This is a genomic window from Bacillus sp. SH5-2, assembly GCF_008368905.1.
Lineage (GTDB): Bacteria > Bacillota > Bacilli > Bacillales > Bacillaceae_G > Bacillus_A > Bacillus_A luti.
On sequence record NZ_QOSD01000007.1, the window covers coordinates 174,580 to 195,152 of the forward strand.

20 protein-coding genes are annotated in these 20,573 nt (G+C 35.8%); 5 read left to right on the forward strand and 15 right to left on the reverse strand.

The window, feature by feature from the left end:
- Positions 1-213: 213 nt before the first annotated feature.
- A complete protein-coding gene (locus DN410_RS07265; protein ID WP_149175984.1) occupies positions 214-1,005 on the forward strand; it encodes a phosphotransferase in 792 nt (263 codons plus the stop codon).
- A 183-nt stretch (positions 1,006-1,188) separates the two neighbouring features.
- Here the strand turns inward: DN410_RS07265 and aceA are convergent, their stop codons facing one another.
- From aceA to DN410_RS07305, 8 genes are all read right to left on the reverse strand, one after another.
- The gene (gene aceA / locus DN410_RS07270; protein WP_000787347.1) at positions 1,189-2,466 is read right to left on the reverse strand and encodes an isocitrate lyase; all 1,278 of its coding nucleotides are present in this window, start codon (positions 2,464-2,466) and stop codon (positions 1,189-1,191) included.
- A gap of 174 nt (positions 2,467-2,640) precedes the next feature.
- Positions 2,641-4,230, reverse strand: a complete 1,590-nt coding sequence (aceB, locus tag DN410_RS07275) for a malate synthase A (protein WP_149175985.1) — start codon at positions 4,228-4,230, stop codon at positions 2,641-2,643.
- 208 nt (positions 4,231-4,438) lie between these two features.
- Positions 4,439-5,215, reverse strand: coding sequence for an S-layer homology domain-containing protein (locus DN410_RS07280; protein WP_149176025.1), 777 nt, complete (start codon positions 5,213-5,215; stop codon positions 4,439-4,441).
- 128 nt (positions 5,216-5,343) lie between these two features.
- Positions 5,344-6,000: an S-layer homology domain-containing protein gene (locus DN410_RS07285; protein ID WP_149175986.1), complete on the reverse strand. Its 657-nt coding sequence runs from the start codon at positions 5,998-6,000 to the stop codon at positions 5,344-5,346.
- A 290-nt stretch (positions 6,001-6,290) separates the two neighbouring features.
- Positions 6,291-7,190, reverse strand: coding sequence for a DMT family transporter (locus tag DN410_RS07290; RefSeq protein WP_149175987.1), 900 nt, complete (start codon positions 7,188-7,190; stop codon positions 6,291-6,293).
- 96 nt (positions 7,191-7,286) lie between these two features.
- Positions 7,287-8,552, reverse strand: coding sequence for a M48 family metallopeptidase (locus tag DN410_RS07295; RefSeq protein ID WP_149175988.1), 1,266 nt, complete (start codon positions 8,550-8,552; stop codon positions 7,287-7,289).
- Between the two features lie 173 nt (positions 8,553-8,725).
- Positions 8,726-9,025: a DUF2101 family protein gene (locus DN410_RS07300; protein WP_149175989.1), complete on the reverse strand. Its 300-nt coding sequence runs from the start codon at positions 9,023-9,025 to the stop codon at positions 8,726-8,728.
- Between the two features lie 37 nt (positions 9,026-9,062).
- Positions 9,063-9,911 (reverse strand): CPBP family intramembrane glutamic endopeptidase, encoded by an 849-nt coding sequence (locus DN410_RS07305; protein ID WP_149175990.1) that lies wholly within the window; start codon positions 9,909-9,911, stop codon positions 9,063-9,065.
- Between the two features lie 140 nt (positions 9,912-10,051).
- Between DN410_RS07305 and DN410_RS07310 the strand changes: the two genes are divergently transcribed.
- Together DN410_RS07310 and DN410_RS07315 are read left to right on the forward strand one after the other, a co-directional pair.
- A complete protein-coding gene (locus DN410_RS07310; RefSeq protein ID WP_149175991.1) occupies positions 10,052-10,756 on the forward strand; it encodes a response regulator transcription factor in 705 nt (234 codons plus the stop codon).
- A 9-nt stretch (positions 10,757-10,765) separates the two neighbouring features.
- Positions 10,766-12,508 carry a sensor histidine kinase gene (locus tag DN410_RS07315; RefSeq protein ID WP_149175992.1) on the forward strand — a complete coding sequence of 581 codons (1,743 nt, stop codon included), beginning with the start codon at positions 10,766-10,768 and terminating at the stop codon, positions 12,506-12,508.
- Between the two features lie 225 nt (positions 12,509-12,733).
- On the opposite strand, the gene DN410_RS07320 is transcribed toward DN410_RS07315, so the two are convergent.
- Positions 12,734-13,099: a VOC family protein gene (locus DN410_RS07320; protein ID WP_149175993.1), complete on the reverse strand. Its 366-nt coding sequence runs from the start codon at positions 13,097-13,099 to the stop codon at positions 12,734-12,736.
- Positions 13,100-13,159: 60 nt separating this feature from the next.
- A complete protein-coding gene (locus DN410_RS07325) occupies positions 13,160-14,062 on the reverse strand; it encodes an AraC family transcriptional regulator (RefSeq protein ID WP_149175994.1) in 903 nt (300 codons plus the stop codon).
- A gap of 118 nt (positions 14,063-14,180) precedes the next feature.
- Between DN410_RS07325 and DN410_RS07330 the strand changes: the two genes are divergently transcribed.
- On the forward strand, positions 14,181-14,684 hold the full coding sequence (locus tag DN410_RS07330) for an RNA polymerase sigma factor (protein WP_149175995.1): 504 nt from the start codon (positions 14,181-14,183) through the stop codon (positions 14,682-14,684).
- 5 nt (positions 14,685-14,689) lie between these two features.
- Positions 14,690-15,808 carry an anti-sigma factor gene (locus DN410_RS07335; protein ID WP_149175996.1) on the forward strand — a complete coding sequence of 373 codons (1,119 nt, stop codon included), beginning with the start codon at positions 14,690-14,692 and terminating at the stop codon, positions 15,806-15,808.
- A 52-nt stretch (positions 15,809-15,860) separates the two neighbouring features.
- Here DN410_RS07335 and DN410_RS07340 read toward each other — a convergent pair whose 3' ends face one another.
- The 5 genes from DN410_RS07340 to DN410_RS07365 all read right to left on the reverse strand — a co-directional run bounded on the left by DN410_RS07340 (position 15,861) and on the right by DN410_RS07365 (position 20,477).
- Positions 15,861-16,472, reverse strand: a complete 612-nt coding sequence (locus DN410_RS07340) for a hypothetical protein (RefSeq protein ID WP_149175997.1) — start codon at positions 16,470-16,472, stop codon at positions 15,861-15,863.
- A 475-nt stretch (positions 16,473-16,947) separates the two neighbouring features.
- Complete coding sequence (locus DN410_RS07345; RefSeq protein WP_149175998.1) at positions 16,948-17,925, reverse strand: HD domain-containing protein; 978 nt, start codon at positions 17,923-17,925, stop codon at positions 16,948-16,950.
- An 89-nt stretch (positions 17,926-18,014) separates the two neighbouring features.
- Positions 18,015-19,121, reverse strand: coding sequence for a metallophosphoesterase (locus DN410_RS07350; protein ID WP_149175999.1), 1,107 nt, complete (start codon positions 19,119-19,121; stop codon positions 18,015-18,017).
- A 401-nt stretch (positions 19,122-19,522) separates the two neighbouring features.
- Entirely contained in the window at positions 19,523-19,768 is a 246-nt protein-coding gene (locus tag DN410_RS07360) for a hypothetical protein (RefSeq protein WP_149176001.1), read from the reverse strand.
- A 133-nt stretch (positions 19,769-19,901) separates the two neighbouring features.
- Positions 19,902-20,477 carry a barstar family protein gene (locus DN410_RS07365; protein WP_255446688.1) on the reverse strand — a complete coding sequence of 192 codons (576 nt, stop codon included), beginning with the start codon at positions 20,475-20,477 and terminating at the stop codon, positions 19,902-19,904.
- Positions 20,478-20,573: the final 96 nt, after the last annotated feature.

Consider the following 20,573-nt stretch of genomic DNA (forward strand, 5'->3'; position numbering starts at 1 on the left):
GTTTTCAGCACTTGATAACATATGGATTGCTTAATTTAACTATTCAACTGACATCATCATAGCATACTTAAAATGAAATGTACAATCTTTTTTGAAAATAACTGACAAATTAAGTCGCGTATATAATTATAGATATCTTATTTGGATGCGATTATATTTATTATTGTGGGGTGTTAAAATGTAATTGCACAATGGTTAAATGGAGGGGATTATATGTCAAACTACGAGAAAGAAGAACAGCTAACAGGTGGAAACGTCTCTAACGTATATCGTTCTGAAAATACTGTTCGGCGCGAATTAAAGCAAGGTAGCGCAAAAATCCATACGTTATTACATCATTTAGAAAACAAAGGTTTTCATTATGCACCGAAGTTTTTAGGGATAGATGAAAAAGATAGAGAAATTTTATCCTTTATTGAAGGAGAAGCTGGGAATTATCCTTTAAAAGAATATATGCGATCTAATGATACTTTAAAAGAAATAGCGAAGATGCTTCGTCTTTACCATGATGCGGTAAGTGACTTTCCGTTATCAGATGAGTGGAAACCGATGGATCATACTCCAAATAACATTGAAGTTTTATGCCACAATGATTTTGCCATATACAATATTATTTTTAATAATGAGAAACCAGTAGGCATTATTGATTTTGATGTTGCTGCTCCCGGACCAAGACTTTGGGACATTGCTTATACACTTTATACTTGCGTGCCTTTAAGTAGAGTATATTATACAGAGTCCGGAGAAGCCGTTCATTATGACTCGTCGCAACATGCCGGCCGTATAAAAGAAAGAATGAAATTGTTTGCTCAATCCTACGGTAAAAGCATGGATGAAGATTATGTAGGAATGGTGTTACTACGGTTAGAAGGATTATGTACATATATGAAACGAAAAGCACAAGAAGGCGACGTGAATTTCCAAAGAATGATAGATGAAGGACATTTGGAACATTATGAAAAAGATATGAAGTTTATTCGTGAGCATGGGAGAGAGTGGATTTAATAATATTGTCTTTTTTTGTCGGTAAGTCGATATCCTTTGTCGAATCGTCGATATATTTAAAAAATCGTTGATATATTTTAAGTTATGGTAGATATATCGAAAAAATCGTTGATATATTTTTATTTACTCTCAAATCGTTCTGAAAATAACAAGGGGCACCCTCTAAAAAGGTGCCCCTTCCTTTTACTTCGTAAACTGCGCTTCTTCTGTAGATCCTTTTAATGCTGTCGTTGATGACGTACCGCCTGTAATGACTTGTGCTACTTCATCAAAGTAACCTGTTCCTACTTCGCGTTGATGACGCGTTGCAGAGTAACCGTGTTTTTCAGCCGCAAATTCCGCTTGTTGTAACTCAGAGTACGCTGCCATGCCGCGCTCTTTATAGCCACGTGCTAATTCAAACATGCCATAGTTTAATGAGTGGAATCCAGCAAGTGTTACGAATTGAAACTTATAACCGTAAGATGCGATTTCTTTTTGGAAGCTCGCAATTGTTTTTTCATCTAGTTTTTGTTTCCAGTTAAATGAAGGTGAACAGTTGTAAGCAAGTAGCTTTCCTGGATGCTCCTTATGAATTGCGTCTGCAAATCGTTTCGCATCTTCTAAATTTGGTTCAGACGTTTCGCACCAAACGAGATCTGCATAAGGAGCATACGCTAAACCACGTGCAATTGCTTGATCAAGACCTGCTTTCGTACGGTAAAATCCTTCTGGTGTTCTTTCTCCTGTAATAAACGCTTTATCAACTGGATCGATATCGCTCGTAATTAAATCTGCTGCATCCGCATCTGTTCTTGCAACGATAATTGTTGGCACGCCCATTACGTCTGCCGCAAGGCGTGCAGAAATTAAATTGCGCACCGCTGTTTGCGTCGGTAGTAATACTTTTCCGCCTAAATGACCACATTTTTTCTCTGAAGATAATTGATCTTCAAAGTGTACGCCTGATGCACCAGCTTCAATCATACCTTTCATCAGTTCAAATACGTTTAATTGTCCGCCAAATCCAGCTTCTGCATCTGCTACAATCGGTACGAAATAATCTGTATCCCCGCTTCCTTCCATATGCTGAATTTGATCCGCACGTTGAAGCGTTTGATTAATTCGTTTTACTACAGCAGGTACGCTGTTCGCTGGATATAAACTTTGGTCTGGATACATATGTCCAGAAAGGTTTGCATCAGCTGCTACTTGCCAGCCACTTAAATAAATCGCTTTTAACCCTGCTTTTACTTGTTGCATCGCTTGGTTTCCTGTTAATGCGCCAAGTGCGTTAATATAATCTTCCTTATGAAGTGACTCCCAAAGCTTTTCTGCACCGCGGCGCGCTAATGTATGCTCAATATCAATCGATCCGCGCAGACGAATTACATCCTCTGCCGAATATGGACGTGTGATCCCTTTCCAACGCTTATCTAATTCCCAGCTTTCTTGTAATTTCTCGATTCTTTCGTTTTTCATATGTTCCATCCCCTTTTCATTTTTTATCCCACATTAACGGGCTGTAAGACTCCCACCTCAAAATTCAGCGAATGCAAGGAAGTTAGTTGGGAGCCAACTGCCCGTAAAAGTCCGATTGGTTCAACTAATAATCAATGGGGGATACCCCTCCCCCCCACTGATTAAAGTTTCACTTTATAAAATTTCATAACCCGGTAATGTTAAAAATGGTACGAATTCATCATTTCGAACGAGATTTGTAAATAACGTTGTGGCCTCTTTGAATCTCCCTTTCTTAAAGGCTTCTTTACCAATCTCTCTTTCTATTTTTGCTAACTCTTCTTCTTTTAGCTCTTCCATTAATGCAAGCGTAATATTACGGCCATCATTTAATTTTCCACCTTCATGGCGAATCCATTGCCATACTTGCGCCCTAGAAATTTCCGCTGTTGCCGCATCTTCCATTAAGTTATAAATTGGTGCTGCTCCCCGTCCGCTTAACCAAGATGCAATATATTGAATACCTACGCTAATATTCGTACGAAGACCCTCTTCTGTAATCGTTCCCACTGGCACTTCTAATAAATCTTTTTCTGTAACATGTATTTCTTCACGTTTTCTAAAAATTTGATTCGGTGTTTTCATAATGTGATTAAATACTTCCATCGCAACCGGTACAAGTCCCGGGTGGGCAACCCAAGTCCCATCGTGACCGTCTAAAGCTTCGCGCTCCTTATCAGCACGTACTTTTTCAAAAGCAGCTTCATTTGCTTCCGGATTGTTTTTAATCGGAATTTGTGCTGCCATTCCTCCAATAGCTGGTGCATTACGACGGTGACACGTTTGAATTACCTTCAAAGAATACGTGCGCATAAACGGCGCCGTCATCGTGACTTGCGCTCTATCTGGTAGTAAAAATTCATTATGATTCCGGAAAGCTTTTAAAAAGCTGAAAATATAATCCCAACGTCCGCAGTTTAATCCCGCAGAATGGTCTTTTAATTCATACAAAATTTCATCCATTTCAAACGAAGCGTGAATCGTTTCCAGTAACACCGTCGCTTTAATTGTTCCGTTTGGAAGACCGATGTATGTTTGAGCAAATACGAATACATCATTCCACAACCTCGCTTCTAAATAACTTTCCATTTTCGGTAAGTAGAAATATGGACCGCTCCCTTTTGCTAAAAGAGCTTTCGCATTATGGAAAAAATACAGTCCGAAATCTACTAAGCTACCAGACATATTTTGTCCGTCAACTTTCATATGTTTTTCTTCTAAATGCCATCCTCTTGGACGTACGATAAGTACTGCTGTTTTATCATTTAATCTATATTCTTTTCCTTTATCATTCTCATATGAGATCGTTCCCTTTACTGCATCTCGTAAGTTCAGTTGGCCTTCCACCGCATTTTCCCAAGTTGGTGAATTCGAATCTTCAAAATCCGCCATAAAAAGATGCGCTCCTGAATTCAAGGCGTTAATGACCATCTTTCTATCTACCGGTCCAGTAATCTCTACGCGGCGATCCTCTAAATCTTTTGGCAGCTTGGCAATTGTCCAATCCGCTTCACGAATGTGCTTTGTTTCTTCTAAAAACTTCGGAAACTTTCCTGCATCAATTCGTTTTTGTTTCTCTACACGCTTTTGTAAAAGTTCTATGCGGCGCTCATTAAAATTTTCATGCAGTTCCTTTAAAAAACTAAGCGCCTCAGGTGTCAATATTTCGTTGTACGCTGGTAACATTTCTCCGGTCAATGTAACCCGTGAAGTTTGCGTCGACATATTAGCATCCCCTTCTTAAACTGTTTTATAACAGATTTGATTTCATGTTTTATATTATATAACAAATCTTCAGAAAAGGAAGTTTTTTTCGAAAATTCATTTCATTTTTTTCCAAAATGCGATGATTCCGCGCTTTATTCCATACAAAAAAGGCCACTGTTATACAACAACGACCTTTTTGTATTATTCTACTTTCATTCCTTACACTTTATTGTTGCTCTGCTTCTTCCACATTCTGCAACATTGTTTTATATAAAAACTGTGCGTATTGTTCTCTTGTTACTTTCATAGACGGGCCAAATTTATTTTCTCCGATTCCCGCTGTAATATCATTTGTTTGGATTGCACTAATTGCGTTTTTTGCCCATGAATCTGCTGCAACATCATTAAACGTATGAGGTCCCTTTGCCTGTAAGTCAAAAGCATTCGTAAGAACTTGCGCCATTTCTGCACGCGTTAACGTCGCCTTCGGTCTAAAGTTTCCATGCTCGTCTCCCATGAAAATTTCCATTTCTGTTAAAGCTAATATTTCCTCGATAAAGTCTGTCGAGTTTTCATCGATATCTCCATATGGATTTTCATATTCATCTTGTTCTTCTATATCAAACACACGATAAATTAGAGCTGCAACTTGCTCACGTGTTACGTTATCCCCAAAACCAAATATGCTATTTCCATATCCAAAGATAATTTCACTTGCCGCTAAACTATGAATTGCCTCATATGACCAATGTCCTTCAGGTACATCTTTAAATACAATTGTATTTTGTAGCGGTGCACTTTCCGCTTTTACATAGTTACTCTCTGCTGAGAATAACACCCCACCCATAATTGTTAATGCTGTAGCTGTTTTTAATAATTTTTTGCTCATGAAATTGTCTCCCCAATATGTATATGTTTTTTTAAAAATATACAGAACAAACGGTATAGTAACAATATATTTTTCGACAAATCCTGTGACATTTTTGTGAATCATATTACACATCATTTCTTTTTTATGAGGTTGATTATCAATCTTATGTACAACAATAAACATACATATTAACGGATAATTACTCTTTTTAAACAAACAAAAAAAGCACAAATATTTCTATTTGTGCTTTTGATTTCACTCTATTTCCAATCCTCTTTCAAATGATAATTAATAATCGCATTGTTTATAAACTGTGCATATTGTGCTCTCGGTACAAAGGAATTTAATTCATACATACCTTTTCCAGTTCCTGTAACAACCTGATTAGATTGCAGTGCACTAATTGCCTCTTCTGCCCAATGTCCTTTCGGTACATCTTTAAATGTATGCTTTTGTTTCGCTTCGAAAGTATATGCCTTTTGAAGTACTACTGCCATTTCAGCTCGAGAAATGGGTGCTTTCGGTCTAAAGTTTCCGTTTGTATCACCTTTAAAAACACCACGTTTTGTTAACGCTAAAATTTCCTTCTTGAAATTAGTAGAACTTTCAGAAACATCTTTGTATGGATTCGCTACTGCTCCTTCGTCTTTCATTTCAAGAGTTTTGTAAATAACGCCTGCCACTTGTTCACGTGTTGTAAGATCGTTAACACCATACTTTCCATTTCCATACCCAACTATAATTTTATTATAAGCTAAATCTAAAATAGCATCATATGCCCAAAATCCGTATGGAACATCATCAAATACAATCATTTCCGGATACTCTTCCGCTTTTACAGGCGCCACATTCGTTCCTGCAAATATACCTCCTACCATTGTTGCAATCATCATTACACCCAATATTTTTTTCTTCATTGTCCTCTCTCCCTATTTCTATTTTATATTAAATAGAAAAATAATTGATAATACGAAGCATTGAACTTCATTGTTTCAGGAGTACTAAATTGATGGTGAATGTAAGATAAAATGCCAATCTTCTAGAAGAAACATTTTGACTACCTTTCTGCTTTATACCTCCTTCTTTCTTTTTCAAAAGGAAGTTGTCACATCTTAGGTGTTATATAATAAAATATTCTACAATCTCTTTGTGAACTCCTTTGCATTTTTAAATTTCACTTTATCGACACAAAAAGCGAAAAAGTGAATTATGTTGCGCTCGTATTCACCGATAGATCCTTCTCTGTTCCCTTGCGAAACGTTAGTGCCATCCCTACGAATATAAGAACAATCCCTACTACTTGCATGCTAGTCGGTCTAAATCCGGTAAAGACTGTGTCTAATAGTATTGCAACCGCAGGATCTAAAAATACGAGTACAGAAATGAGTCTCGTCGATAAACCTCTTAAGCTGTCAAAAAATAAATAATATACAAACCCAGTATGTATAAGCCCTGTCGCTGTGATCATCATCCAGTTCATCTCTGTTAATCCTTGAAATTTCCCGAAATCTACGAATGGTAGCAATAAAAAAATACCTAAAAATGTTTGTAAAAATGTCATTGCATATGCGCTCGTATGCTTAATTCCTTTCCCTAGTAAAGTAGTAAAAGCATAGAATAACGCCGCAAGTAGTGCCCATACCATTCCAGATGACATAAGTTTCTCGGGCGACACACTTCCATCTACTCCAGCTACTAAAACTGTACCGAAGAAACAGATGACAATCGACATAACCGCAAATGTTGTTAACTTCTCTTTAAATACGATACTCCCAATCATTAATACGATAATTGGCGCAAGATGGTAAACTGAAATCGCAATGGTAATTGACATAACTTCAAACGCTTTAAATAGAAATACCCAGTTAAAAACGAGAAATACGCCGCACGCTAATATTTGCACGATCTCTTTTTTATTCCATTTCTCATTTTTATATTGTCCTGTTACGAACCAACATAACGTTAAAAATAAAGTAGCACAAATACAACGAACGAATACTAATTCAAACGATGGTAAACCCGTTTGGACAGAAAAAAATCCAATCGATCCGAAAATAGACATCGAAAGAATCATTTTGATAGCCGGCATTGATTTTGAATGAAACAAAATATTAACCTCCTAAACATTTTACTGAATATTCTTTTTATTATACACTATAATTTTCCAAAACTCGAATATGCCATAATAAAAAGAAGCAGTATACTACTGCTTCTTCGTTTTTTCATATTGTTCAAACGTATGAATTCTTTCAAAAATTGGTGGGTGTGTATATAAGAAAAATTTCACTAACGCAGGTGGATTCACTTGGCTTAAGCTTGTTTTTGATAAATATTGAAATGTTTTCACACCAGATTTCCCGTCCTTCGTCATACTTAAAGCATATTGATCTGCCGCCCGTTCTTCTATACGTGAAACATAGTTTGTTGCTGGTTGTGACGCAAAAGATAGTACAGAAGAAATTAAGAAAAATAAAGGTAAAATTGAGAAACATGCCACTTTTGAAATTTGCAGCGTATCTCCCCATTTTCGAATACACATATTTATAATACGACTAATTAAATACATACCTATAAAGGATAAGGCAATATAACTCGCCACACCCCAATATATATGTTTCATAACGTAATGTCCCATTTCATGGGCCATTATAAATAAAATTTCTTTATCTTTTAATTGTTTAAGTGTTGTATCCCACATTACAATACGAAGATTTTTTCCAAGTCCTGTTACGTAGGCATTTAAAGCCTTCGTTTTTTCCGACATATTTACTTCATATACGTGTTCAGATGGAATATCAGCTTTATCTGCAAGTGCCAAAATTTTCGTTTCTAATTCTTTATTTTTTAACGTTGAGAAGTCGTTATAAAGTGGATCAATAACGACCGGCTGTACAAATGTTAAAAAGATTGTAAATGGAACGGAGAGTGCCCATCCCGCTAGCCACCATCTTTTTGGAAATTTACGGATAAGCCATAAAAGAACAGTAACAATAAGCAACATAGTCGCATAATTCACCCAAAAATCGATCACATGATCTTTTATCCAGCTTTGTGTACTTTGCGTTGAAATACCGTAATCAACGGATACTTTACGCCCGATCCACTGCATCGGCAAGGCAAGAACTGTAGTAAGTAATGATAAATAAAAGAAATAAATCGCAACTTGTAAGACACTTATTTTCGTCGTTTCCTTCGACCATTTCTCAAACTTTCTTGAAACGCCGAGCACAAGAACAAATAATAAAATAATCCATTCAAGAGGCGTCGCTAAAAAGTACAGTAAATTTTTCACGCGCGAATAATCTTGGCTTAGCGCAAGCTCTCTTGCATTCATAAAAGTTTCTGGATCTGAACTCGTTCCTTTATACATCTCTGGAATGAGTTCATGATTCCATCCAAATAAATACCAATATATAAGTAACGCAAATCCAACGTACAAAAAAAGCGACCACCTAATAACTTTTCTCACGCTATTCCCTCCTCTATGCTGCCTGTCTATTATTATTGTAAGTTCGTACATGCTAAATTAGAACAAGCTAATGACATAAAAAAACTCTTCTACATAAGAAGAGTTTCGCCTATCTGTATACACTCTATTCGGTTAGAAACACACCCGCATACTTATTAAAACAAGTGCTCTTCTTAAGGTAGAACATCTATTAACAAACTAAAATCGTGTAAAGAAAAAGAACTATATTTCATAATGCCTTGTACAGCTAAAAGTAAAATAAGACCGATCACACACATATAGTTAATGCTTTCTTCACTCTTTTTTTCAGTAACTATTCCGCCACTTATACATAAAACCCCTAATAAATGGAGCGCTAAATACATGAAAAAGTAAGCTTCCTCCCAGCGAAGAATAACATTTCCTGTCGTTATTAGCACTATACTAAGTAAAATCAAATAGAAAAACTTATTTGATGATATCGTTTCATTCATATAATTTTATACATTCCTTTCAAACGTCTTCTTCATTTCATTTATCTCCCACTACATCTGAAAAACTCTTTGCCTGCTCGCCATATATAACTGGAACTTCTTTACTCCAATATTTGCGGTTAACAAATAAAAAGATGAGTACTAAATTTAATCCTGTTATAAAAATTATAAGTCCCGGGAAAAACGTCGTGTAGTTTGAGAAATCTGCAAAACTCATTATCTTTTCCCTACTTACTAGAAACGAAGCACCGATTACAAATGCATTGTTTAACATATGAATCGCAATTGGCATGAGTAAACTTTTCGTACGAATATATACAATGGATAATACGATGCTAAATAAGGCCGCACCGAGGAAATCAACGTGTAACATTGCAAATAAAAGTGCGACTGCAATCATCGCTATACTCGTTCCCCATTTTGCAGCAAAGCGCTGCAGTAAAAATCCGCGAAACACCAACTCCCCAATAATTGGTGCGATAAATACAACCATAATAAATTGATATACATATCCCCCGGCACTATCTACAATTGGTTCATGCAAAGCGTTCATAATAAAATCTGGTGTAATCCATGCAAAGCTGTACATGTACAAAATAAGATAACCGTAACTGAACATGCATAATATAATCGTAATGTAAAAAACTTGCACCAGGTTAAATGTTTCATTTCTATTAATAAAAAATAAAAATGAAACACGGTGCTTTCTATACTCATAAAAAATCCATGTAATCGGCAGGATGTAGAATATAAGAATATTTATGAAAGAAGAATTTTGTATATGAAATGTACTTTCTAGCAATTCCCCACTACTTCTAGCTACTAAAGTTAATAGTGCAAATACAATTAAAAAATATCTAGCTCGCATCATTTGAAACGGATTCACACTCATCTCCTCCCCTATGTTACTTTTATCATATCATTTGATTCTTAATTTTTTGTGAAAGAAAACCTTAAAATTTCCTTAAAAATTCCATAAGTTACAAAATGATGGTATGATATTCGAGGAAATTAGGAGGGATTCTTATGTATCAAGCAAATATTTTACTCGTTGATGACGAAACAGCAATATTACAGCTACTAACTACCATTCTTGAAAAAGAAGGTTTTTCTCATATTACAACTGCTACTTCAGCAGAAATAGCTTTATCTCTCACTGGGCAACACAACTACGATTTAATCATTTTAGATGTCATGCTTCCTGGACAATCTGGTTTTGATATTTGTCCAATCATTCGCCAACAAACAGATTGTCCGATTTTCTTCTTATCAGCGAAAGCATCTGATTTAGATAAAATATCTGGTTTTTCATACGGTGCAGATGATTATATTACGAAGCCATTTAATCCATTAGAAGTAGTAGCACGTATAAAAGCACAACTTCGAAGACATATGAAGCAAACCGTATCACATGAATCTAACGTACACTCCATTTCATTTGGGAGATTTGAAATTGATCAACATTCTGCAGAGCTTACAGTAGATGGACACGTTGTCGAATGTTCCGCTCAGCTCTTTCAACTACTACTCTTCTTTTGCGAGAATCCGAATTACGTATTTTCGAAAGAAGAAATATACGAAAAAGTTTGGGGAGCACCGGCTTATAACGGGGATGACAATACGGTTATGGTCCACATTCGAAAACTACGCGAAAAAATTGAACAAGATCCAAGTAAACCAGAATATATAAAAACTGTGCGCGGACTTGGCTATAAGTTCGTTACAAAGTAGGTTCATACTATGAATTTTAATAAACGACTTATTATCCAGTTTATCCTGCAACACGTATTCGTTTTAGTTACATTACTTATCGCTGTAGTTGCCTCTATTTCATATTTAATTTTTCTCCTTACTAGCACTTTATATGAACCTAACATTGCCGATTCTGATAGCTTCACCATTTCAAGATATCTCTCTTCAGAAGATGGTCATATTTCGTTGCAATCTGAAGTACAAGATTTAATAAAGGAAAAAAATGACTGGCTCCAAGTTGTAGATGACAACGGAAAGATACTCTACGACTTTAATACGCCAAGTGATGTCCCAAATTCTTATACGAAAACATCTCTACTCGCATATATACAACATCATATAGAAAGTAATTATAAATTTACATATTGGGAAATTGAATTAGAAGAAAAGAAAGTACTTGTCATTTACGGTGGTCTGTTAAAAAGCAATGCGCTACTAAAAAACATTCAAAAGGAGCACCCTTCTTTAACAATGGATTCGTTCGCATTAACAGATCAAGAAAAACAGTTACTTTCTAAAGAAAAAGCAACACTTCAAATATTTAATCATGATGGTGAAGAAGTATTTTCCTATCCAACTGGACAGAAAAAAGCATTCTCGGCAATACAAACTGCTTTTAACGAAAAAGAACCGTGGAACCATAAAGAAAACACGTCTAGCTTTTACGATACAAATAGCGGTCTTCTTCTTGTTGTAACTGCAAAAAATAAGCACTACTACCCAGATGACGAATTAGAAGATGTATTTACTAAAAAGCTTCTCATCGGATGGGGATTAATCCTGCTTATCGTCTTTGTTTATTTAGTTATTCTGTCTATTTGGTACGGAAATAAGTTTGGAAAACCGTTACTCCACGCAATGCGCTGGCTTAAAAATATCGCTGGTGGAACATATGAAGAGCCTGTTAATAAAAAAGGGAAACCTGTCAGGTTCAGGCGGTCCGGTAAAGAAAAGTGGTCATTCCGTTTGTTTAGAGATGTGACAAGTTCACTAGAGCACCTTTCTATTACACTCAAAAAAAACGATGCGATGAGGCAAGTCCTTCAGCAAACCCGTGAAGAATGGATTACCGGTCTAACGCACGATTTAAAAACACCACTAAGTTCTATTTACGGTTACGCATTATTACTAGAATCGAAGCATTACAACTGGACTGATCAAGACATCCAGCAGTTCGGTAGCGTTATGAAAGAGAAATCTCAATATATGACTACATTAATTGATGACTTAAGCTTAACGTATCAATTAAAGAACAACGCCCTTCCTGCGCAGCACATAAATGTTGAAATTAATCAGTTCGTCCAAAAAGTATTATTGCAATTCATTAATAATCCGACACTTCAAAATCAAAATATTGAATTCGTACCAAGCTCAAGCAAAATTCAATATTTTATTGAAGAAAAATGGTTCCAGCGTATTATCGAAAACTTACTCGCAAACGCTATAAAACATAATAATGAAACGACAAATGTAATCGTAAAACTTTCACAAAACGAAAATTCCTTCACACTATCTATTTCGGATAACGGAAAAGGAATGAATGAAAAAACGAAAGGGCTGTTATTTGAACGCTATTACCGAGGAACAAATACAGAAGAAAGCAACATTGGAACTGGACTTGGCCTCGCCATTACGAAGCAGCTCGTTCATGCTCATAAAGGGACAATCTCCGTTGAAAGTGAAGTTGGAAAAGGAACGACGATTATTCTTGTGTTTCCGTTTCGGTCGTAGAAAAGGCGCTGTGTGGTGCCTTTTCTTTTTTGGGGGAGTTCGTCGGTACATGAAATTATGTAGACCATCTTTCTGAGTTGTTTTAGCGGTATATGAAATTATATCGGCGATTTTCTAAATATATCGACTTACCGACAAAAACCGACAACACTACCTACTTTCCCTGCTATACAAAGTAAAAATAACCTTTCATAACTCACTATGAAAGGTCACTCCATATTTCAGCTATTTCCCTACTAACACAAACACATTTTCATCAGGCGCTTCCATTACCGCAACGTGTCCTGATTCTGTTGAAAATGGTTCACGAATCCATTTTACATCTTTATTATCTTTTAAACTTTCATACGTTTGTTGCACATCTTCTACTAATACTTCGACTTCCATAAAATTAATATCCGGATGATTACTTATTACTAATTCCGAACTTTTTTCATCCGGAAACTTCAATCCTATTAACGTCCAAATAGCCCCTTCTTCTAATTCTCTTTCTATAACCCAGTTTTGCTCCATTCCCATTTCTTTATAAAAAGAAATTGATCTTTCTATATCCTTCGTATGTATAGATACACATTCTAGTTTTTTGAACATTGCCCCATTTCCCCCTTTATAAAAAAGCGAACCATTTCTCAATGACTCGCTCTCAATCTATTATTTTTTCTTCACCGGTATCCAAAGCTCTACTTGCGCGAACTCACTCTTATCTTCGTGGCAGCGCTCATCATATAGTTCGAACTCTGTAACGCCGCAATGTTCATAGCCTGAATGCGGGAACCATTCTGAGAATACTGCATTCCACGTTTGGTGGATAGATGGTACCATTTCTTCATGAGGAACTTTCGGTGTTGTAAATACAGCATATGTTGCTGCTGGGAAAGTACGCTTTGCAACTTCATTTGGTACGTTTTCAAAGTCTGTAACTTCCATTCCGATAATATAAGTGAAGTCTCCTGTTTCTAAATTAAAATCTGTACATAATCCAAGCTCTACCCATTGGCTCGTATCTTTACGATTCGGAATCGTTGTTCCAAGATCTTTTTGTAAATATTCTTGCCAAAATACTGGAATGTCTTGATGGTTCTTCCCTTCTTTACTTGTCGTCTTCAGTTCATAACCCGCCACTAAAAATTCTGGTTTATTTACAATACGATATTCCATTTGTATGCCCCCTAAATACGGATTTAATTTTCTTTGCTTTACATTTACGCTGTAATACATCGGTGTTTCGATTTCTTGTTTTCGATATTCACTCGGTGTCATTTGAAATAATTTTTTAAAGGCTCTCGTGAACGTTTCATGAGATTGAAAGCCATGCTCAAATGCGATATCAATAACTTTTTCATCCGTATGAGAAAGTTGATAAGCTGCCCGGGCTAACCTCCTCTTTCGAACATACTCCATTACTGTATCACCTACTAACGCCTGAAATACACGATGAAAATGCGACTCAGAAAAACCTGCAATGCGAGCTAAATTACGCAGCGTTTGTTTTTCCATTACATCTTCCTCAATATAATCAATTGACCTTTGAATTTGTGTTTCATAGCTTTCCATCTCTGTTCACCCGCCTTATATGTATTATGATAAAAGAGAACGTAATCCAATTCTTGACGTTTTTTACTATATTTTTAAAAACAAATGTAACTTTTATATATATATTTCGTTGTTATGTATGAAGGGAGGGAAATTAGTGAACCGCAAACAATCATTAGAAGACATTTATTCAGATCATATGCATGATTTATTTCGCTATCTTCTCTCCCTAACCGGAGATTCCCATTTTGCTGAAGATCTCATGCAGGAAACCTTTTATCGCATGCTCGTCCATATTGATTATTACAAGGGCGAAGAAATTAGACCGTGGTTATTTACAATTGCCTACAACGCCTTTATCGATTGGTATCGAAAAGAGAAAAAATATAAAACAACTACAGTGGAAGAATTCCATTTACCAAACGTGCCAAGTACAGAACATGAATATTTCGTAAAACATGAGATTGCTAGTTGGTTAGACAGTTTATCTTCTCTTCCGCTCGAAAGACGAAATGTTCTACTACTACGAGATTACTACGGATTCTCGTATAAGGAAATAGCAGAAATGACCGGTCTCTCATTAGCGAAAGTGAAAATTGAATTACACCGGGGACGAAAAGAAGCGAGAAACATAGAGGAGTGATACAGATGGGTTGTACAGCATTTAAAAAACTATGGGAGAAGTACGAAAACGGAACGCTCACGCATGATGAACAAGAACTGTTAGAAAGTCATATCGAGACATGCGAAGAGTGTGAAGCTTACTTAGATGAGTTGCTTTTGAAGAATGAACCAATCAAGAAAAGACTACCACCACAAAATCTTAAAGTCCCGTTTTGGAAAATAAAATGGAAACAGCGTTGGCAAACCGTTAGTTTTGTCCTTGCGGTTTGTATAGCAATCTATTTTGTCGGTCATTTTTCATCTTCTCTTTACTTCTATAATATGAAAAAGTTAGCCGAAGTAATTGAGATTCCATCACTCGCACTAGAAGCAACAATGCCAAATAGTCGTTCCGCTGGAGGCAGCACAAAGATTAAACCCTTTTTCCGTACAGAAAATGAAATCGATTTATATAAAACGGTCGGCAAAAAAGAAATTCCAATCGGTACAGTAACAACGCGTAGTTTCTTATCATCTGTAACTGTCTCAAATCCATCCTGGGAAAACAGATCTTATTCAAACAAACTTTCCTTTGTTCACCCAAAAATCAAGCAAGGTGATCATTTGAAAGAACCATCTAAAAAAGTGTGGGATACACTTGCAAAAGTACATGAGGGAACTGTTGCAGAAGTAGCGATATCTTTCGATAAAGCTTACACTTTACAAGAATTAGAATCTCTTTTATATAGCGTATTTGAAGCACAAGAAATGCCGCCAACTCCTGTATGGTACGCTTTAGACACAGGACAAGAAAGAATAAATGAAGAAGATTTCATCCTACATGGCAGAGAGGTTGTCGGATTTCGAGAGCATATAAATCTCCCTGATAATGAGGCGAAACGACCAAAGACAAAAGAAGATGAAGTAATCGAAATGATGCGCATTCTTTCTACACATAAAGAAACTGTAAGTAAAACTACTCAGACTCATGAAAAAGAGCTGAACTTAGATAAGCGCTATCAGTATGTAAAAAATAACGGTGTAAAAGTATACGGCATTGTCATTACTGGGCCGTCAAAAGAATTATTAAAACTACAAAACTCCCCGCACGTACGTTATGCGACTCTTGGAGATATTGAGGTTTGGAATTGGTTTGATTATTAATAAAAAAGGTTGTGTAGCAAATAGCTACACAACCTTTTTAATAATCTAAACCCTATATCTCACTAACAGAATCCGTGAATAAAGCATGAAATACGTTAACTTCCCCCATACGTAAACATTCCGTCTCTATATCAGGAATTGTCGTTCTAGCAACCTCTCGTTCTACTCTTATAAACCCTTTTGTATTCATTAGTTTTTCGAATTTACAAATGTTATCCATTTCTATATCGATTGTCTCAAAAATCCATTCCCTTAGCTCTTCATCATACGTTGTTTTTAATACGTAGTAATAATAATATTTACCAAGCAAGCTCACAAAGATCCCTAAATCAAGACGCTCACCTCTTGATTTCCGTATCCAATCAATATCATCATTTAACATCAGTTCTTTTCCATTTAACAACACGTTATACTCTAAACAATTATATAAGCTTAAATCTGTACAGTCTGACACGTGATACTCGCCAAATGTTGACTCGATTACAGACAAAATTTCCTTTTGTGAGCTTTCGTTTTTTATAAAGCGCTCTTTTAAGTCTACAAACTTTTTATACTCTTTAGATTCCTCGTACAACTCTTCTTCTTTCATAACATTTTTCGGAAAGAATTTGTAAACTGTTTCTCTTAATTCATGTAGCATTTCATGTTTCGCCGTTCTAACCATTCTGTAAATCCCCCTATGTAAAAAGAATTCTCGCCGCAATAAAGAATCATAACCCAAATATGTTATTTATTAACAAATAAATTATATTAAAATAAGCGATATGATTCAATTCTGGTTTTTTAAAATTTTTCTGTTATAATGGCTAATTCCGAACGTTTTATTTATCGTAATATGAAATTACAACAAAAAACGACAAAAATCTTTTAATTACCTTATAAAATAGAATAATCCATATATAAAGAACGAAAGATTATAAACCGATTATTGAAAAAATTATTATTTTTGTTACATTAAACATTCGTGCTTTTTTCATAAATTATTTTTAATGGAAAACTTTACATTTTTATTTCTTTACCATAAAAGGGCATTTTCTGGTAAAGTAAAGGAGTCTCGTGAAAATGTAACACATTTCCACACGAACAACCCTTTAAAGCGAAAAGGTGTCATCATAATTGATGACACCTTTTCCTTTTCATTAATCCGAAATCACTTTCACATACATCCCTCTCACCGCTTTTTCATAAGCTGTATCACTCATCTGTCTTATGTTCTCTGACACAACAGACGATGGAACCACTTTCCCGGCGCGAAATACCGGCGGATCAATAAGGCGTACTTTATTTTTCTGATACAAATCATAATCGTTTCTATCTTCTTTTACTGCTACATTTGGATGAACTTTTCGTAATAAAGCTTCCACTTCCGGATCGTTACATTGCTGTAATTTCACTATAAGCTCGTCATCTCCAAGAAGAAAATCATCTGCATGAATGACCTTTTTATGAAGAGCCAACTTTAACGTTTTCGCTAACATATCATTTCCGTATATATTCATTGGCTCCATAAAGAAATCAATTACCTCTTTGTAATACGTTTCTGTAAACCATTCTGCAATTTCGATATTTTGAAGCACCATTTTCCCGTCCACTTCGATGACATCCTCTAAAAATCTATGAACCTCTTCTAAAGAAATATATCCGTATGTATACATATCTCGTAACGTATAATCCACTCGATCTGCGCATAATTCGGGCGCTGACCTTTCCAGTAATGTCCACTTCGAATCATCTAACAAAATATTTTCATAGTTATAACCGTACTTCGCAAGGATCGCTGGAATTTCTGAGTTTTTCACAACAGAACTAAATATCTCTTCATGATAACTTTCATTTTCGTTACCAAAAACGTAATCAATTACGTGAGAAAAAGCAGTATGTGATACGTCATGCAGTAAACCTGCAATTTGTTCTTCCACTGAACCACCAAGTTTTTTAACTAACAACATAACACCAACTGAATGATCAAAGCGCGTTACATTCCAGTTCTCATTCACTAAGTAACTTGCGCCGTTTTGATGAATGCCTTTCAATCTTTGCACAGGCTTACTTACAATCAAATCTTCTACTACTGGATCCACTTCAAATTCTCCGTATAGTACATCTGTTATGATCACTTGTAATCCCCCTTTATTTCAAGTAGAGTCTTCTCATCATACCTTTTTTATATCGTTAACACCAACAAAAATAGAGAGCCCTCAGCTCTCTATTCAAACGTAACCTCCACCTGCACAATCTCTGACCTACTTCCAAGTCTAAGCGGTGGTCCCCAAAATCCGAATCCAGAAGAAACAATAGCGTGGAATTCACCTTTTTGTGCATATCCCCAGTCTAATTCGTACATTCTTCTCGTTACAATATGATTTGGTGCCATCTGTCCGCGGTGCGTGTGACCGGATAATAATAAATCTACACCCGCATCCGCTGCTTGTTTCAATTCAAACGGCTGGTGATCCATCGCGATAACAGGCATCGATTTATCTACCGTACTCATAAGCTTCTCAAAACTTTGACGATCTCGCTCTGTTTTATCTCTTCTTCCAACAAGATAAAATTCATCTTCAATTGTGATCACTTCATCTAAAAGAATACGAATATCAATCTTATCCATCTCCTGCAAAAATTCAGGAACCGCTCTTCCGTAATATTCGTGATTTCCTAATACGCCGTATACGCCTAATGGAGCTTTCATTTGTTTCATAATGTGCCCCATGTTTTTTTGAATAAATACACCTGGATGGTCATCGATAATATCACCAGGCAGTAAAATAATATCGGGCTCCATTTCATTTACGTGACGGACAAGTCTCTTTAAATGCGTAACACCAGACAGTTTACCAAAATGCATATCAGAAGCCATCGCAATGCGTAAACTTTTACGTCCTTCAACTTTTTTCGGTATATGTACTTCATATTTTCTTACTACTGGGCTATATGCATTGAATACTCCATACGCAAAGATAAAGATAAATGCAGCTAACACAGCCGCCCCTGTCCAAATAATTGCCGCCTCTTTCTCCACCCCAAACTGTAAAAGAAAAACTGTAATATCAGCAAGTGGCAACAACATAAGCGCGTATTGGATGACCGCAAACCAAATCGAACCAATCGTTCGTAGGAATGGAAGGAACTTAAACACTTGCACGAGAATGTACGCATACGAAATAAATCCGACTACGAAAGCGTAATACCCCCAAGACTCCCAGCCGAACACCGCTTGAAGCCAAACCCAGCCGTTCCAGCCAATGTAAAACATGAGTAGTGTGTATATAATTAATATCGTAAATATATTGAGATAACGAAGATTTTTCACTGCCAGCCTCCTTATTGATTTCTTCTATTATAACTTGTTATGCACGTTTAACGTAAATATTAAGCACTTCGATTGTCGTAGTAATACCTCTAAAGATTGTAAAAAAATGCCCCCGTAATTTGGGTGCATTTTCATTTGTATTGCACCAAGGGAAAAACCAATAATCAGGGAATGTAAGCCGTACGCTATTACTTATTGTTAAAATAATTGAGGACAATCCCTCACTTACACAAGTTTGATAGATAAGCTCTGTTTCATCTGAAATTATCATAAACCCGCCGTTGTAATATTGCATTTACATCCCGAATTATTCATAAGCTGCGTATTCAATTTATATCTTGTGTTTGGTCCCTTTAGATTTGGCCCCAACAGCTTAGAATTTTGCAATAGAGCGCAAAATATTATTCAAGCAAATCACCAAATATATCAATCCATCCCTCTAAAACTCTACCAAAATCATTAATATTATCCTGTTCATCAAAGCCTTTTTCAATTAACTCATCTGCCAAAATGTCTCTCAACTCATGTATTATTTCAATTTCTAACATACGAAAGTCTTTACAATCTACAATCCATAAGAGTTCAGGTGCCTTTCTCCTTACTATCTGCTGCAATAATTCTTTTGTATCTTTCTTACCATTATACAAGTTGATTTTTCCTTTCTATAAACAAAGACGAGCTCCTGACAGAGACTCCGTTTTTCATCTTATAATTATTCGCTATGTTTAACGTATAAAAAGCATTGTAGTTACTACTACAATGCTTTTTATAACTGTAAATTTATTTTATAATATCAAATTCAACTATTCCTGTGGACTTAAATCTCTCAATAATAGGTTTCTCTTTATTATCTGTACAACAAAAAATCACATGAAAAGGGGTTGGGAAAGTTACTAACTCACCATATTCCCTGCCTTCTGCCCACTCCATACACGTATCAGATAATATTTCTATTAACACTTCAAAACCCTCATTGTCGTTCGCCAACAATTTATCTGTATCACTAATCCAAATTACATATTGCTCAGCTTTTAGCCAACTTAAATCGTTCATACACTCATCAAAAGCATTCCAATTACCACCGAAATAATCTGGGAAATTCATTTTCTTTGAGAATTCGCTAAATACCCCATTCATATCCATACAGTTACTACCATCAATCGATATTAATTTAATATTCTCTTCTTTTCTTATGTATTTGAAACAACTGAGCTCATTTATAAATAATAAATGTATAAAAGGAGGCATTAACGATTTTATTTTGTTATCAATTTGCATTACCTTATCATCCTCTTTACGTGGGAATTGAACGAAAGTTTCATAGTGATTTTTCCAGTTTGAACAATTAAAAACCATCACTTTCCTCCAATGATCCCTTCAATCTTATAATTCACACCATACTCAGGTGTTGCTACAACTTCCTTATATTAATCTGTCACCACGAGGGTTATA

What these genes read in the sequence shown, in the direction of transcription:
- DN410_RS07265 (WP_149175984.1), top strand. Translation starts at nt 214, where the DNA reads ATGTCAAACTACGAGAAAGAAGAACAGCTAACAGGTGGAAACGTCTCT.
- aceA (WP_000787347.1), bottom strand. Translation starts at nt 2,466, where the DNA reads ATGAAAAACGAAAGAATCGAGAAATTACAAGAAAGCTGGGAATTAGAT.
- aceB (WP_149175985.1), bottom strand. Translation starts at nt 4,230, where the DNA reads ATGTCGACGCAAACTTCACGGGTTACATTGACCGGAGAAATGTTACCA.
- DN410_RS07280 (WP_149176025.1), bottom strand. Translation starts at nt 5,215, where the DNA reads ATGTGTAATATGATTCACAAAAATGTCACAGGATTTGTCGAAAAATAT.
- DN410_RS07285 (WP_149175986.1), bottom strand. Translation starts at nt 6,000, where the DNA reads ATGAAGAAAAAAATATTGGGTGTAATGATGATTGCAACAATGGTAGGA.
- DN410_RS07300 (WP_149175989.1), bottom strand. Translation starts at nt 9,025, where the DNA reads ATGAATGAAACGATATCATCAAATAAGTTTTTCTATTTGATTTTACTT.
- DN410_RS07310 (WP_149175991.1), top strand. Translation starts at nt 10,052, where the DNA reads ATGTATCAAGCAAATATTTTACTCGTTGATGACGAAACAGCAATATTA.
- DN410_RS07315 (WP_149175992.1), top strand. Translation starts at nt 10,766, where the DNA reads ATGAATTTTAATAAACGACTTATTATCCAGTTTATCCTGCAACACGTA.
- DN410_RS07320 (WP_149175993.1), bottom strand. Translation starts at nt 13,099, where the DNA reads ATGTTCAAAAAACTAGAATGTGTATCTATACATACGAAGGATATAGAA.
- DN410_RS07325 (WP_149175994.1), bottom strand. Translation starts at nt 14,062, where the DNA reads ATGGAAAGCTATGAAACACAAATTCAAAGGTCAATTGATTATATTGAG.
- DN410_RS07330 (WP_149175995.1), top strand. Translation starts at nt 14,181, where the DNA reads ATGAAGGGAGGGAAATTAGTGAACCGCAAACAATCATTAGAAGACATT.
- DN410_RS07335 (WP_149175996.1), top strand. Translation starts at nt 14,690, where the DNA reads ATGGGTTGTACAGCATTTAAAAAACTATGGGAGAAGTACGAAAACGGA.
- DN410_RS07340 (WP_149175997.1), bottom strand. Translation starts at nt 16,472, where the DNA reads ATGGTTAGAACGGCGAAACATGAAATGCTACATGAATTAAGAGAAACA.
- DN410_RS07365 (WP_255446688.1), bottom strand. Translation starts at nt 20,477, where the DNA reads ATGGTTTTTAATTGTTCAAACTGGAAAAATCACTATGAAACTTTCGTT.